Annotated in this window: 12 protein-coding genes; all 12 read right to left on the bottom strand. The window is 52.5% G+C overall.

Annotated features, from left to right (window positions below):
- Positions 1-38: 38 nt before the first annotated feature.
- Positions 39-998: an acetyl-CoA carboxylase carboxyl transferase subunit alpha gene (gene accA, locus FDX14_RS01870; protein WP_042312159.1), complete on the bottom strand. Its 960-nt coding sequence runs from the start codon at positions 996-998 to the stop codon at positions 39-41.
- Positions 999-1,010: 12 nt separating this feature from the next.
- Entirely contained in the window at positions 1,011-4,493 is a 3,483-nt protein-coding gene (gene dnaE, locus FDX14_RS01865) for a DNA polymerase III subunit alpha (protein ID WP_137348922.1), read from the bottom strand.
- Between the two features lie 24 nt (positions 4,494-4,517).
- Complete coding sequence (gene rnhB / locus FDX14_RS01860) at positions 4,518-5,114, bottom strand: ribonuclease HII (RefSeq protein ID WP_038637421.1); 597 nt, start codon at positions 5,112-5,114, stop codon at positions 4,518-4,520.
- Positions 5,111-6,259, bottom strand: coding sequence for a lipid-A-disaccharide synthase (gene lpxB, locus FDX14_RS01855; RefSeq protein WP_042312164.1), 1,149 nt, complete (start codon positions 6,257-6,259; stop codon positions 5,111-5,113). The genes rnhB and lpxB overlap by 4 nt, the downstream gene beginning before the upstream one ends.
- Positions 6,259-7,047, bottom strand: coding sequence for an acyl-ACP--UDP-N-acetylglucosamine O-acyltransferase (gene lpxA, locus FDX14_RS01850; RefSeq protein WP_003018525.1), 789 nt, complete (start codon positions 7,045-7,047; stop codon positions 6,259-6,261). The genes lpxB and lpxA overlap by 1 nt, the downstream gene beginning before the upstream one ends.
- A 3-nt stretch (positions 7,048-7,050) precedes the next feature.
- Positions 7,051-7,506 carry a 3-hydroxyacyl-ACP dehydratase FabZ gene (gene fabZ, locus FDX14_RS01845; protein ID WP_003018528.1) on the bottom strand — a complete coding sequence of 152 codons (456 nt, stop codon included), beginning with the start codon at positions 7,504-7,506 and terminating at the stop codon, positions 7,051-7,053.
- 103 nt (positions 7,507-7,609) lie between these two features.
- Entirely contained in the window at positions 7,610-8,635 is a 1,026-nt protein-coding gene (gene lpxD / locus FDX14_RS01840) for a UDP-3-O-(3-hydroxymyristoyl)glucosamine N-acyltransferase (protein ID WP_042312169.1), read from the bottom strand.
- A 3-nt stretch (positions 8,636-8,638) separates the two neighbouring features.
- Positions 8,639-9,124, bottom strand: a complete 486-nt coding sequence (skp, locus tag FDX14_RS01835; protein WP_016151765.1) for a molecular chaperone Skp — start codon at positions 9,122-9,124, stop codon at positions 8,639-8,641.
- Positions 9,125-9,246: 122 nt separating this feature from the next.
- Positions 9,247-11,661, bottom strand: coding sequence for an outer membrane protein assembly factor BamA (gene bamA, locus FDX14_RS01830; protein WP_079225453.1), 2,415 nt, complete (start codon positions 11,659-11,661; stop codon positions 9,247-9,249).
- 29 nt (positions 11,662-11,690) lie between these two features.
- Complete coding sequence (gene rseP, locus FDX14_RS01825; protein WP_061380841.1) at positions 11,691-13,043, bottom strand: sigma E protease regulator RseP; 1,353 nt, start codon at positions 13,041-13,043, stop codon at positions 11,691-11,693.
- Positions 13,044-13,054: 11 nt separating this feature from the next.
- Positions 13,055-13,912: a phosphatidate cytidylyltransferase gene (gene cdsA, locus FDX14_RS01820; RefSeq protein ID WP_038637406.1), complete on the bottom strand. Its 858-nt coding sequence runs from the start codon at positions 13,910-13,912 to the stop codon at positions 13,055-13,057.
- A gap of 12 nt (positions 13,913-13,924) precedes the next feature.
- The gene (gene ispU, locus FDX14_RS01815; protein WP_137348921.1) at positions 13,925-14,683 is read right to left on the bottom strand and encodes a (2E,6E)-farnesyl-diphosphate-specific ditrans,polycis-undecaprenyl-diphosphate synthase; all 759 of its coding nucleotides are present in this window, start codon (positions 14,681-14,683) and stop codon (positions 13,925-13,927) included.
- Positions 14,684-14,748: the final 65 nt, after the last annotated feature.

The raw sequence follows: 14,748 nt of genomic DNA, 5'->3' as shown, positions 1-14,748 counted from the left end.
GGCCACAGCATTGTGGCCCTTTTCAGAATGAATGCAGTTTACGCGTAGCCGTAGCTCATCAGACGCTGGTAACGACGGTTTTTCAGATCTTCTTTACCTAACACATCAAGATCGGCGAGATCGGTCAGCAGTTGCGCTTTCAGTGACGCCGCCATGGCTTCCGGGTTGCGGTGCGCGCCACCCAGCGGTTCAGGAATGATAGAGTCGATAAGCTTCAGCTCTTTCAGACGCGGCGCGATAATGCCCATCGCTTCAGCGGCCAGCGGCGCTTTATCCGCGCTTTTCCACAGAATGGAAGCACAACCTTCCGGGGAGATAACGGAATAGGTGCTGTATTGCAGCATGTTCACTTTATCGCCTACGCCGATCGCCAGCGCGCCGCCGGAACCACCTTCACCGATAACGGTGCAGATGACCGGTACGCTCAGACGCGACATTTCACGCAGGTTACGCGCGATGGCTTCAGACTGACCACGTTCTTCAGCGCCCACGCCCGGGTAAGCCCCAGGGGTGTCGATGAAGGTAATGATCGGCATGTTGAAACGTTCAGCCATTTCCATCAGACGCAGCGCTTTGCGATAGCCTTCCGGCGCTGGCATGCCGAAATTACGACGAATTTTTTCTTTGGTCTCACGGCCTTTCTGATGACCAATGATCATCACCGGACGGCCATCCAGACGCGCGATACCGCCGACGATAGCTTTGTCATCCGCATAGGCACGATCGCCCGCCAGCTCATCAAATTCATCAAACGCCAGGCGGACATAATCCAGGGTGTACGGACGCTGTGGATGGCGCGCCAGTTGGGCTACCTGCCATGCGCCAAGATCGGCGAAGATTTTACGCGTCAGTTCTACGCTTTTTTCACGCAGGCGATGCACTTCTTCATCGATGTTAATATCCAGTTTCTCATCCTGACGGCTAACCGCAGTCAGAGAATCGATTTTTGCTTCCAGCTCTGCAATCGGCTGTTCAAAATCAAGGAAATTCAGACTCATAGTATTCCTGTATTAGTCAAACTCCAGTTCCACCTGCTCCGAACCAATAAGGCCGCGGAGATCGTTTAGCAAACGATCGCTCGGAGAGACACGCCACGTCGCGCCAAAACGCAACCGCGCACGTGCATCCGCCCTCTGATAGTAGAGATGTACTGGAATTGTCCCCGAGCGGTGGGGTTCCAGAGACTGACGGAGTCGGTTTAAAAGCTGGTCATCAATTTGCCTGTCCGTCAGCGAGATAGCAAGCCCGCGAGCATATTTTTCCCGGGCTTCGTCAATATCCATGACTTCACGGGCCATCATTTTAAGCCCGCCGCTGAAGTCATCAAAGCTGACCTGTCCGCTGACGATAAGTATGCGGTCTTTTTCCAGCAATTGCTGGTATTTATCCAGGGCATCGGTAAACAACATAACTTCCAGACGCCCGGAACGGTCATCCAGTGTACAGATGCCGATACGATTACCGCGCTTGGTGACCATTACCCGCGCGGCAATGACGAGCCCCGCAGCCGTGGTGACTTTACCACGTTCTGTCGGATGCATGTCTTTCAGCCTGTGGCCTCCAACATAGCGCTCAATTTCTTTTAAATACTGGTTGATGGGGTGTCCCGTCAGGTAAAGCCCTAACGTTTCACGCTCACCGTCTAATACTACCTGCTCAGGCCACGGTGTACAGTTGGCATAAGACTGTTCAATTTGTTCCGGCTCTTCCGCCAGCACGCCAAACATATCAGCCTGGCCAATAGCCTCGGCCTTCGCATGCTGATCGGCGGCTTTTAGCGCATCATTCAGCGAATTCATCAACGCCGCGCGGTGTGGGCCAAGGCGGTCAAACGCCCCGGACATAATCAGTTTTTCCAGCACCCGGCGATTGAGTTTTTTGATATCCGTACGCGCACAGAGATCAAACAGCTCGCGGAAGTAACCGCCTTCGTTGCGCGCCTCAATAATAGCTTCAATTGGCCCTTCACCCACGCCTTTTATCGCGCCGATGCCGTAAACAATCTCGCCATCATCGTTAACGTGGAAATGGTAAAGCCCGGAGTTAATGTCTGGCGGCAGGATTTTTAACCCCATGCGCCAGCATTCATCCACCAGCCCGACCACTTTCTCGGTGTTATCCATATCGGCCGTCATTACCGCCGCCATAAACTCGGCAGGGTAATGTGCCTTCAGCCACAGCGTCTGGTAAGAGACCAGCGCATAGGCAGCGGAGTGTGATTTGTTAAATCCGTAACCGGCGAATTTCTCCACCAGGTCAAAGATTTTCATCGCCAGTTCGCCGTCGACGCCGCGCTTTTTCGCCCCTTCTTCAAAGGTGCCGCGCTGCTTGGCCATCTCTTCCGGCTTTTTCTTACCCATCGCACGACGCAGCATATCCGCGCCGCCAAGCGTATAACCGGATAGCTCCTGGGCAATCTGCATAACCTGTTCCTGATACAGGATAATGCCGTAGGTCGGCTCCAGTACCGGCTTCAGACACTCATGCTGCCATTGTACGTCCGGGTAGGAAATCTCTTCGCGGCCATGCTTACGGTCGATAAAGTTATCTACCATCCCCGACTGTAGCGGGCCTGGGCGGAACAGGGCCACTAGTGCGATCATATCTTCGAAGCAGTCAGGCTGCAGACGTTTGATCAGATCCTTCATGCCGCGGGATTCAAGCTGGAATACCGCGGTGGTCTCCGAGCGTTGCAGCATGTCGAAGCTTTTCTTATCGTCAAGCGGAATGGCCGCGATATCCAGCGGCGGCTCGCCGTTCTTTTCACGGCGGGCGTTGATCATCTCCAGCGCCCAGTTGATGATGGTCAGCGTGCGCAGACCCAGGAAGTCGAACTTCACCAGGCCGGCGTATTCCACGTCGTTCTTATCAAACTGAGTAACCGGGTGTAGCCCCTGTTCATCGCAGTATAGCGGCGCAAAATCGGTAATTTTGGTCGGGGCGATAACCACACCACCGGCGTGCTTACCGGCGTTACGCGTGACGCCTTCCAGCTTACGCGCCATATCGATCAGCGCTTTAACCTCTTCATCCGCCTCATAGATTTCCGGCAGTTGGGGTTCAGCTTCGAAGGCTTTCGCCAACGTCATGCCCGGATCGGGCGGCACCAGTTTCGAAATACGATCCACGAAGCCGTACGGGTGCCCCAGCACGCGGCCCACGTCACGGATAACCGCTTTTGCCGCCATCGTACCGAAAGTAATAATCTGTGAAACCGCATCACGACCGTACATTTCCGCCACGTGTTCAATAACCTGGTCGCGTTTCTCCATACAGAAGTCAACGTCGAAGTCGGGCATTGAGACACGTTCCGGGTTGAGGAAACGTTCGAACAGCAGGTCAAATTCCAGCGGATCCAGGTCGGTAATTTTTAGCGCATAGGCCACCAGCGAACCTGCGCCGGAACCACGTCCCGGGCCGACTGGTACACCGTTATCCTTCGACCACTGGATAAATTCCATAACGATCAGGAAGTAGCCTGGGAATCCCATCTGGTTGATAACCTGTAGTTCCACATCCAGACGCTCGTCATACTCCGGACGACGCTTGGCGCGCACTTCCGGATCCGGGAACAGGAATTCAAGACGCTCTTCCAGACCCTCTTTCGACTTGGCCACGAGGAAGTCCTCGGTGGTCATATCGCCGGTCGGGAACTGCGGCAGGAAATATTCGCCAAGGCGCACCGTGACGTTACAGCGTTTGGCGATTTCGACGGTGTTTTGCAGCGCCTCCGGGATATCGGAGAACAGCTCGCACATCTCGTCTTCGCTGCGCATATACTGCTGCGCGGAGTAGTTACGCGGACGTTTGGGATCGTCAAGGGTGAATCCGTCGTGGATCGCCACACGGATTTCATGCGCGTCGAAATCACCGGTTTCCAGGAAGCGAACATCGTTGGTCGCCACCACCGGCAAACCACGCCTTTCGGCCAGTTCTACCGCGGCATGCAGATAGTTTTCTTCATCTTGTCTGCCGGTACGGATCAGCTCCAGGAAGTAGCTATTGGGAAAATGCGCTTCGTAAAACGCCACGCATTCGTCAACCAGGGCGCTATTACCGCGCAACAAGCTACGTCCGACATCGCCCATGCGGCCGCCGGAGAGCAAAATCAAACCTTCTTTTAGCTCGACCAGCCAGTCCCTGTCGATGACCGGCCCTTCTGCGCCATAACCGCGCTGATAGGCTTTTGATATCAACAACGTCAGATTCTGATAGCCGGTATTGTTAGCGGCCAGCACGGTGAGTTGCGTGAGTTCATCACCCAATAGCTCACTGCGGACATGAAAATCTGCACCAACAATCGGTTTAATGCCGGCGCCGTGACCCGCTCCGTAAAACTTCACCAGACCACAGAGGTTGGTAAAATCGGTGATCGCCAGCGCGGGCATGCCTAACGCGGCCGCCTTCTTCACCAGCGGCCCGGTTTTCGCCAGCCCATCGATCATGGAGTAGTCGCTGTGCACCCGGAGGTGGACGAAACGTGGTTCAGACATCTTCAGATTCCTTCGACACAAGAATCAGGACGTGAGTCCCAGTGCGCGTTTGACGGGGCCAAAACTGCGGCGATGGTGCTCTGTCGCGCCATACAGTGCCAATTTTTCCAGATGAAAAGCAGTTGGATAGCCTTTGTGCTGTGCAAAACCATACTGCGGAAAAACCGTATCCAGCGCAGCCATTTCAGCATCGCGGGTCACTTTTGCCAGTATTGACGCTGCGCTAATCTCCGCAACGCGGCTATCACCTTTGACTACCGCCATCGACGGTACCGGTAATGCCGGGCAACGATTGCCGTCAATCAGTACGTATTCTGGCGCAATATGCAGACCCGCGACCGCACGCTGCATCGCCAGCATGGTGGCATGCAAAATATTCAGATCGTCGATTTCATGCGGTTCTGCACGGCCTACGCTCCAGCTTAACGCTTTTTCTTTGATTTCATCAAACAGCGCCAGGCGACGTTTTTCTGACAGTTTTTTTGAGTCGTTAAGACCGATAATCGGGCGAGCCGGATCCAGAATAACGGCAGCAGTAACAACCGCACCGACCAAAGGACCACGCCCGACTTCATCCACACCCGCCACTAAATGCGTATGCGGATAAACAAATTCAATCATTGCGCTAACTCCAGGACTGCATCCGCTGCCTGCTCATCGGCATTGCAACGGATCTGCTGGTGCAGTTCACGGAATGTGTCGTGCATCGCATGGCTGGTTTTGCCATTCGCCAGTAACGGCAACAGCGCTTGCGCCAGCGCATGCGGCTCACACTCTTCCTGCAACAGCTCTTTAACCAGTTCTCTTCCCGCTAACAGGTTAGGTAGCGAAACGTAATCCGTTTTCACCAGACGCTTCGCCAGCCAGAAGGTGAAGGGTTTCATGCGGTAGCCGACCACCATCGGACACTTTGCCAGCATACACTCCAGCGCAGCGGTGCCTGAAGCCAGCAGTGCGGCGTCGCTGGCCACCATCGCTTCACGTCCCATGCCATTAAGCAGATGCACGGAAAGCTCCGGCGCAACCTCAGCCTTGATACGCTCAAACTGCTCCCGGCGTTTGGCATTGACCAGCGGCACCACCACTTCGAGATCCGGGTAATGCTGACGTAACAGCTGCGCCGTTTTCAGAAAATCGGCGCTGAGCATCTCCACTTCAGCGCCACGGCTTCCAGGCAGCAGCGCCAGGCAGTGAGCATCGTGGGGAATACCCAGAATATCACGTGCCGCGTTTTTATCCGGATCCAACGGCATGGCATCCGCCATGGTGTGGCCGATAAAGCGGCACGGGACGTTAAATTTGTCATAAAACGCTTTTTCGAAAGGCAGAAAGGCCAGCACCATATTGGTGGATCTGCCTATTTTGAAAACGCGTTTCTGTCGCCACGCCCAGACGGACGGACTGACATAATGAATGGTTTTTATGCCCTGCTTTTTCAAGTTCCCTTCAAGGGTAATATTGAAATCAGGCGCATCAATACCAACGAAAACATCCGGCTTGAGATCGGTGAATCGACGAGTGAGATCGGCACGAATATGCAGTAAACGGCGCAGACGTCCGAGCACTTCAACGATGCCCATAACCGCCAGTTCTTCCATTTCGTACCAGGCTTCACAGCCTTCGGCCTGCATTAGCGGCCCCGCCACGCCAACAAAACGCGCATTGGGAACACGAGCTTTGAGTGCGCGAATTAGCCCTGCACCAAGAATATCGCCGGAGGTTTCTCCGGCGACGAGGGCAATCGTTAAAGGACGCTGCTCAGTCATTAACGAATCAGACCACGCGTTGAGCGCTCAAAGAAGTCGCTGAAAGCCTGGACTTCGGGGTACTGTTTCGCCAGTTCGGCGATTTCCGGCTTCACTTCTTCCAGCGTTTTACCGCTACGGTACAACGCTTTGTAGGCATTACGAATCGCGGTAATCGCTTCGCGGGTGAACCCACGACGCTTCAGACCTTCGATGTTGACGCCAAACGGCGTCGCGTGGTTGCCCTGGGCGATAACGTACGGTGGCACGTCCTGAGCAACGCCAGAACAGCCGCCAACCATCACATGCGCGCCGATGATGCAGAATTGATGCACCGCAGTCATACCGCCGATGATAACAAAATCATCCAGCGAAACATGTCCGGCAAGCGTGGCGTTATTCGCCAGAATACAGCGGTTGCCTACCGTACAATCATGCGCGACGTGCGCATTAATCATCAGTAAGTTATCGCTGCCCACCTTCGTCACTCCACCGCCCTGCACTGTGCCACGATGAATGGTGACGCTTTCGCGGATGCGGTTGCGATCGCCAATTTCCACGCGGGTCGGTTCGCCAGCATATTTAAGATCCTGGTTAACTTCGCCGATGGAGGCAAACTGATAGATCTCGTTATCGCGACCAATTTTTGTATGGCCATTCACGACAACGTGAGACTTCAGTACGGTACCCTCACCAATTTCAACATGGGGTCCAACAATACAAAATGGGCCAATGTGAGCGTTAGCGCCAATACTGGCGCCCTCTTCCACAATGGCGGTAGGGTGAATAAAGGCGGATTTATCAATCACGTATCAGGCCTCCCGGCTACGGGCACACATCATCGTTGCTTCGCACACAACTTTACCGTCGACCAGCGCAACCCCTTTAAAACGGGTCAGGCCACGGCGCGTTTTCTCGAAAGTCACTTCCATGATCATCTGATCGCCCGGCACGACAGGACGCTTAAAGCGTGCTTCGTCAATACCCGCGAAATAGTACAGTTCGCCTGGTTCCAGTTTTCCTACGCTTTTAAACGCAAGGATACCAGTGGCCTGCGCCATCGCTTCCAGAATCAGTACGCCAGGGAAAATAGGTTTGCCCGGGAAGTGGCCCTGGAAGAAAGGCTCATTAACGGATACATTTTTCACTGCGCGCAGAAAACGACCTTCTTCAAAATCCAGCACACGGTCAACCAGCAGAAACGGAAAACGGTGCGGCAGAAGTTCTAAAATCTCTTCAATATGCAGAGTATGAGTGTTAGTAGTCAAAATACTCTTCCTGTCAAAATATACTAAAAGGCAATAATAACACGGCCTGTCGCAATCGTATGAATGAGACAGGCCGAAAAGTCAGACATGCAAAAAAGGTGCTTTAGTCTTGTTGATTAACCTTGCGCTCAATCGCTTTGAGGCGCTTGCTCATATCATCAATATTCATCACCAGTGCAGCTGTTTTACGCCATACCTTATTGGGTTGTAGCGGAATGCCTGAGGAGTAGACGCCAGGTTCAGTGATAGGACGCATCACCATACCCATGCCAGTTACCGTAACTTTGTCGCATATTTCCATATGCCCATTGATCACGCTGGCGCCGCCAATCATGCAGTAGCGGCCAATCTTCAGGCTACCCGCCATAATGACGCCACCGGCTACCGCCGTATTGTCGCCAATCACAACGTTATGTGCAATCTGGCATTGATTATCAATGATAACACCATTACCGATCACAGTATCGTCCAGAGCACCACGGTCAATGGTGGTACAAGCGCCGATCTCGACGCGATCGCCGATAATCACACGACCAAGCTGCGGAATCTTCACCCAGTTACCACGATCGTTCGCGTAACCAAATCCATCCGATCCGACGACAGTGCTGGACTGGATCAGGCAGTTCTCACCGATCTGAATGTCGTGGTAAATCGTCACATTCGCCCACAAACGCGAACCTGCACCGATTTTTGTATTTTTTCCGACGAAGCAGCCTGCGCCGATAACGACGTTATCGCCCAGCTCTACGCCAGACTCAATGACCGCATTTGCGCCCACAGAGACATTTTTACCCAGCTTCGCCGTCGCATCGATCGCTGCACTCGGTGCAATGTTCTGTGCGGGCTGCGGCGTGGTATCTAAAATTTGCGCCATACGAGCATAGGTCAGGTAGGGATTCTTCACTACCAGCGCCGCACTCTTAGCAAAAGGAAGATCGTCCTGCGTCATCACAACGGCAGAAGCCTGGCATACCCCTAAGTGTTCACGGTACTTAGGATTCACCATAAATGTGATATTGCCAGTTTGTGCAGATTGCATGGACGCTACGCCGGTGATGACGATATCGCCATCACCGTGTAATTCTGCATCCAACTGCTCTGCTAAATCAGCCAGTCGAATTGAAGGCATTACTTATTTAACCTGTTTCAGTACGTCAGCGGTGATGTCTTTTACATCGCTGCTATTGTATGCAACGGTGTTTGCGTCAACGACCAGATCGATGCTCTGGCTGTTAGCAACAGATTTCACAGCTGTCTGGATACGAGTAACCAGTTTGCCACGTTCTTCGTTGGAACGACGCGCACGATCCTGCTCAAAAGCCTGAGCTTTCTGAGAGAAAGTCTGGCGCTGAGCCATAACGTCTTTTTCCAGCTTGGTACGATCGCTACCCGCTTTCATAGATTGCAGACGCTGCATTTTAGATTGCAGATCGGATTCCATGCGCTGCAGTTCGCTGGCACGGCCTTTGAACTCGTTTTCCAGCGTAGCGGAAACACCTGTCTTCTGTGCAACCTGTTGGAACAGGCTACCCATGTTGACGATTGCAATTTTGTCAGCGGCCTGTGCGGACGTTGCCATCGCTAAACCGAGACCTGCAGCTAATAACCACTTTTTCACAATTAACTCCTTACCATCCCATTTGCACCCGTAGGTACAGTTCTTTGCGTGGCCAGGCGATCCCATGCAAGATCGCCTAAAGTCAGCGCTACACTACCACTACATTCCTTTGCGAAGAACAATTACCAGGTTTTACCAATGTTAAACTGGAACTGTTCCGCTTTGTCTCCATCGTACTTCTTGAACGGCTGGGCGTAGGAGAAAACCAACGGCCCCAATGGGGACATCCATTGTAAAGCGATACCTGCTGACATACGGATATTGCTCGGATCGCTATAGTCCGGTACATCCGACGGCGCAGATGACGGATCCCAGTTTGTATCCCAAACGGTACCCATATCCCAGAAGAACGAGGTACGAACCGAGTTGGCATACTTGTCGCTGATGAACGGCGTTGGGGTAATAAATTCCAGGCTGGCTACAGCCATGGCGTTACCACCTACCGCATCATCAGATTTACAGCCAGCTTCCTTGGTACAGTCTTCGTAATCATTATTATCGTCCCAGCTAGTGTGGGCGCCATTTTTATAAACCGCTTTCGGGCCTATAGTATTCGACTGGAAACCACGCACGGTACTGGAACCACCAGCATAGAAGTTCTCGTAGAACGGCATCTCTTTGCTACCGATGCCATCACCATACCCCCACTTGGTACGGCCCAGGACAACCCATTTGTGATCGTCATCAATCGGCACGTAGGTCGCGGTATCCATCGACAATTTGTAGTATTCGTTATCAGAACCCGGAATGGTCACTTTACCATTCAGGTTGACACGCGAACCGTCTGTCGGGAAATAACCACGGTCTAACTTGTTGTACGTCCAACCGTAGTTAAAGGTGAAGTCATCAGCGGCAAAACTGCTGGTATCAGCAGGTTGTCCCATCGACTCAAGATAACGATCCATTGCGATCTGCGGCTGCATGTTGGACAGTTTGTTATGCACATAACCCAGACCAGCACGCAGCGTATTGTATTCGTTAACCGGGAAGCCGAGCGTTACGTCAGTACCATAACTTTTGTTGGTATAGTCGGACAGATCTGCATCATCCGCTTCAAAGTCGTTATAGAAGACGCGGCCGCCAAGGCTCACACCGTCAACGGTGAAGTACGGGTTGGTGACAGACAACTCAGTATAGGTCTGGTAGTCGTTTTTGGTGCCGTTAATACCGACGGAATAACCGGTACCTAACCAGTTATCCTGCTGAACGCCAGCCTGGAAGCTCACGCCGCTCTCGGTACCGTAACCGACGCCGAAGTTAAAGCTACCGGTGTTACGCTCTTTCACCTTATAGACCACATCAACCTGATCCGGACGGCCCGGAACACGCTGAGTATCAGTATCAACGGTTTCAAAGTAACCCAGACGGTTCAGACGTTCTTTACCCTGGTCGACCAGATCGCTGCCCAACCATGCGCCTTCCATCTGACGCATTTCGCGACGCAGAACGGAGTCTTTAGACGTGTCGTTACCTTCAAAGCGAATCTTACGCACATAGAAACGGTTACCCGCATCCACATTTACGCGTAATTTAACGGTTTTGTCGGCATCGTTGATTTCAGGCTGCGACTGAACGCGCGGATAGGCATAGCCATAGCGCCCCAGAAGCTTCTTGATATCATCTTCCATTTTGGTCACTTTGGTGCCGTTATAGAGTTCGCCTGGCTCGATTTTGGTCAGGCTCTCAATTTCGGCGGAGTGTCCGGCCAGGTTACCGCTCACCTCGACTCCAGAAAGCTTGTACTGATCGCCTTCAGTGATGTTAACGGTGATGTAGATACCTTTTTTATCCGGCGTCAGGCTGACCTGGGTAGAATCGATATTGAAACGAGCATAACCGCGATCCAGATAGTAGCTGCGCAGGGTTTCAAGATCGCCCGCGAGTTTCTGTTTCTGGTATTTACGATCGCCCACCACGTTCCACCACGGCACTTCATCACGCAGTTGGAAGTGAGAGATAAGTTCGTCAGTCGAGAAAGCATGGTTGCCGACGATATTGATCTGTTGGATCTTCGCCGAAACACCTTCCTGGAAGACCAGTTTGAGGTCAACGCGGTTACGCGGCAACGGCGTTACCACCGCTTTCACACTGGCGCTGTACTTACCGACGCTATAGTAGAAATCTTCCAGGCCTTTTTCGATATCGGCAAGCGTGGTGCGATCCAGAGACTCGCCAACACGTACGCCAGACGCCTCGAGGTTTTGCTTCAGCATGTCGTCTTTCACCGATTTGTTACCGGAGAAAGTGATGCTGGCAATCGTCGGACGTTCTTTTACCTGAACCAGAAGGGTATCACCATCGCGCAGGACGCGGACATCCTCAAAGTTACCGGTGGCGAACAGAGCACGAATGGTATTACTGATGTCTTCATCATTAACCGTGTCGCCTGTGCGCACCGGCATACTGAGGAGAGCCGCACCAACGGCGACTCGCTGTAGGCCTTCGAAATGAATGTCCTTCACTACGAACCCTTCAGCACCGTATACGGTGGCGCTGCTAAACAGCAGCGACGCTATGAGCAACTTTTTCATCGCCATCGTTATTATGCGTTCTTCCTAACACTCTCTTACAACCGAGAGAAATCATTGAAAAGTGCAAGCCCCATTAACAACACCAGCAAGATAGAGCCAATGCGATAACTAAAGTCTTGAACCCGCTCGGATACCGGACCGCCCTTCAGCTTTTCAATCGCCAGGAACAGCAGATGCCCCCCGTCAAGAACGGGCAACGGAAACAGGTTAATTATCCCTAAGTTCACGCTGATAAGCGCAAGGAACATCAGGTAATAAATCACCCCGAACTCCGCTGACATCCCAGCCCCCTGGGCGATAGAAATCGGCCCACTGAGGTTGTTCAGTTTTACATCACCGGTAATCAATTTTCCCAGCATACTGACCGTCAGCTTCATCAACTGCCACGTTTTATCCGAGGCTTCGAGGATGGCGCTGAAGGGCCCATACTGGCGTACAGTCTTATACTCATCAGGCAGAGGAATAATTTTAGGCACCACGCCCGCAAAACCTTCTGCCTTCCCGTTAACCTGTTTTGAATCTGGGGTTAACGTTAAAGACAAGGAACTTCCTTGTCTTTCAATATCTAGCGCTAACGGCTCATCCGGATTATCGCGCACCAGCGTCACGAACGTCATCCATTGCGTCAGCGGCTGACCATTGACTTTAACGATCCTGTCGCCAGCTTGCAAACCCGCCTTACTTGCAGCCGAGTTAACCTGCACTTCTGACAGCACTGGTTCAATCTGTGGACCGCGTGGGCGAATCCCTAAACTGGAGACGGGATCCTGTTTGTCTGGCTCAAATGCCCAATGGCGTAAATCCAGCGTTTTGTCCTGCCGCTGGTCACTGCCAAACTGCGCCACGCTGAGCGTCGTATGCTCATCGCCAATTTTGGCAACCAACTGCAGTCTCACGGCATCCCAATCAGGGGTTTCGATACCATCAACCGCTTTTAGTTCCGTACCTGGTTGAATTTGCGCCTGCGCAGCAATCGAGTTGGGCGTTATTTCACCAACAACCGGACGAACACCAGGGACACCGATGATAAACACCAGCCAGTAAGCGAAAATAGCAAAAAGGAAGTTTGCAATCGGACCTGCGGCAATAATGGCTGCGCGTTGCCCAACCGTTTTATTGTTGAAAGCGTAATGGCGCAGCTCCGGTACCACCGGTTCAGCGCGCTCATCCAGCATTTTGACGTAACCGCCGAGGGGGATTAGTGCGATGACGTATTCTGTACCCAGTTTATCGGTACGACGCCAAAGCGCTTTTCCAAAGCCAATGGAAAAGCGCTCAACGCGGACTCCGCAGCGCCGTGCAACCCAGAAATGACCAAATTCATGCACGGTGATAAGCACACCGAGTGCGACGATGAATGCAGCCAGATTCCAGAGAATACTCAGCATAAGACCATCCGTTAGAGCGTCCTGAATACCAGTAACAACAGGCAAGCAAAGACCGGTACCGCAGCCGTCAGGCTATCAATACGATCCAGAATACCGCCGTGTCCTGGAATTAAGTGACCACTGTCCTTAATACCTGCTTCACGCTTAAACATACTCTCAGTCAGGTCACCCAGCACAGAGGCCAGGGCTGCAACGATGGAGCAAATAAGCAAGGTGACAGGCGCAACTTCAAGATTCGCCCACATGCCATAACCCCATGAGATCACGGCCGCAGTAGCGAGTCCGCCAATAAAACCCTGCCAGGTTTTACCAGGAGAAACCTTCGGCGCCAGTTTGTGTTTGCCAAACAGCTTACCAAACATATACGCGCCAGAGTCCGCTCCCCAGACGAGGATCATGACATACAGCAGCCATAGCGCGCCACTATAATGATTCTCATCATAGTGCCATGCCCGTAGCGCCAGCATTCCCCAAAAGAAAGGAACAATGGTTAGCACGCCGAAAATTATGCGTAATGTTTTGGAATTACGCCAGACCGACGCCGAACCTGGGTAAAACAGTACCAGTAACAGCGCGACGATCCACCAGCCCAGCGACGCCCATAGCGATACTTCAACCAGCGGCTGATGAATATTGCGATGGTATTCTGGCAGTAAAAATAGCATTAGCGCCAGCAATAGCCCGCACAAAACCGCCAGCCAGACTCGCTGTGTACGCGTGGTAAAACCGCTTAACTGTCCCCATTCCCAGGCGGCCAGCATACAGACGACCAGCGTAACAATGGCGAACCCCACCGGCGGCAGCAAAAACAGCGCCGCGATGACAACGGGTATTAAAACAAAAGCAGAAATCAGGCGATACTTCAGCAAAAGCGACCCCCATCAGGCTTTTTCATCACCGGGCTCGGTGCCGCCGAAACGACGCTCACGATTAGCAAAGGCATGCAGCGCACCTTCAAAGTCTTGTTCATCGAAATCGGGCCAGAGAACATCCGTAAAGTAAAGTTCGGCATAGGCAATTTGCCATAACAGAAAATTACTAATTCGATGCTCTCCCCCAGTCCTTATCACTAAATCCACAGGGGCCAGTTCATGCATACAAATTTGCTGCCCAAGCATCTCTTCATCGATTTGCTCTGGACGCAGCAGACCTTCCTGCACCTGTTGTGCCAGTTGCCTGACTCCCTGGACAATATCCCACCGTCCACCGTAATTCGCTGCAATATTCAGCGTCAACCCGGTATTCTGGGCGGTAAGCGCTTCTGATTTGCGAATCCGTTCTTGCAAACGTGAGTTAAATCGACTGATATCCCCGATAATACGCAGACGTACGTTATGGCGGTGCAGGTTTTTCACTTCGCTATCAAGCGCCCACACAAACAGTTCCATTAACGCGCTCACTTCCTGCGCAGGTCGGTTCCAGTTCTCACTGCTAAAGGCATACAGCGTTAACGCATCAATACCGTTATTGGCAGCAAAAGAGACAGCCCGGCGGACGGATTTTGCTCCGGCCTTATGCCCAAAGGCGCGAATCTTCCCTTGCTTTTTCGCCCAGCGGCCATTGCCATCCATGATGATTGCTACATGGCGGCAACCATGTGCTGGCAAACTTTCGCTTAATGGTTTAGTTGCAGACAACATAACGCGTTTTTAGTCCCTGAAAGGATTTACGGTACTCAGGAATACTGAAGCCCTCACACAAAAAA

This window comes from Citrobacter sp. wls710 (assembly GCF_005281115.1).
In the GTDB taxonomy this organism is placed as follows: domain Bacteria; phylum Pseudomonadota; class Gammaproteobacteria; order Enterobacterales; family Enterobacteriaceae; genus Citrobacter; species Citrobacter werkmanii.
Note: the sequence above shows the minus strand (reverse complement) of the source record. Positions and strands in the feature narration are given on the sequence as shown.

Excerpts from the sequence above, each read along its gene's own strand:
- accA (WP_042312159.1), bottom strand. The coding sequence starts at position 998 with ATGAGTCTGAATTTCCTTGATTTTGAACAGCCGATTGCAGAGCTGGAA.
- dnaE (WP_137348922.1), bottom strand. The coding sequence starts at position 4,493 with ATGTCTGAACCACGTTTCGTCCACCTCCGGGTGCACAGCGACTACTCC.
- rnhB (WP_038637421.1), bottom strand. The coding sequence starts at position 5,114 with ATGATTGAATTTGTTTATCCGCATACGCATTTAGTGGCGGGTGTGGAT.
- lpxB (WP_042312164.1), bottom strand. The coding sequence starts at position 6,259 with ATGACTGAGCAGCGTCCTTTAACGATTGCCCTCGTCGCCGGAGAAACC.
- lpxD (WP_042312169.1), bottom strand. The coding sequence starts at position 8,635 with ATGCCTTCAATTCGACTGGCTGATTTAGCAGAGCAGTTGGATGCAGAA.
- bamA (WP_079225453.1), bottom strand. The coding sequence starts at position 11,661 with ATGGCGATGAAAAAGTTGCTCATAGCGTCGCTGCTGTTTAGCAGCGCC.
- rseP (WP_061380841.1), bottom strand. The coding sequence starts at position 13,043 with ATGCTGAGTATTCTCTGGAATCTGGCTGCATTCATCGTCGCACTCGGT.
- ispU (WP_137348921.1), bottom strand. The coding sequence starts at position 14,683 with ATGTTGTCTGCAACTAAACCATTAAGCGAAAGTTTGCCAGCACATGGT.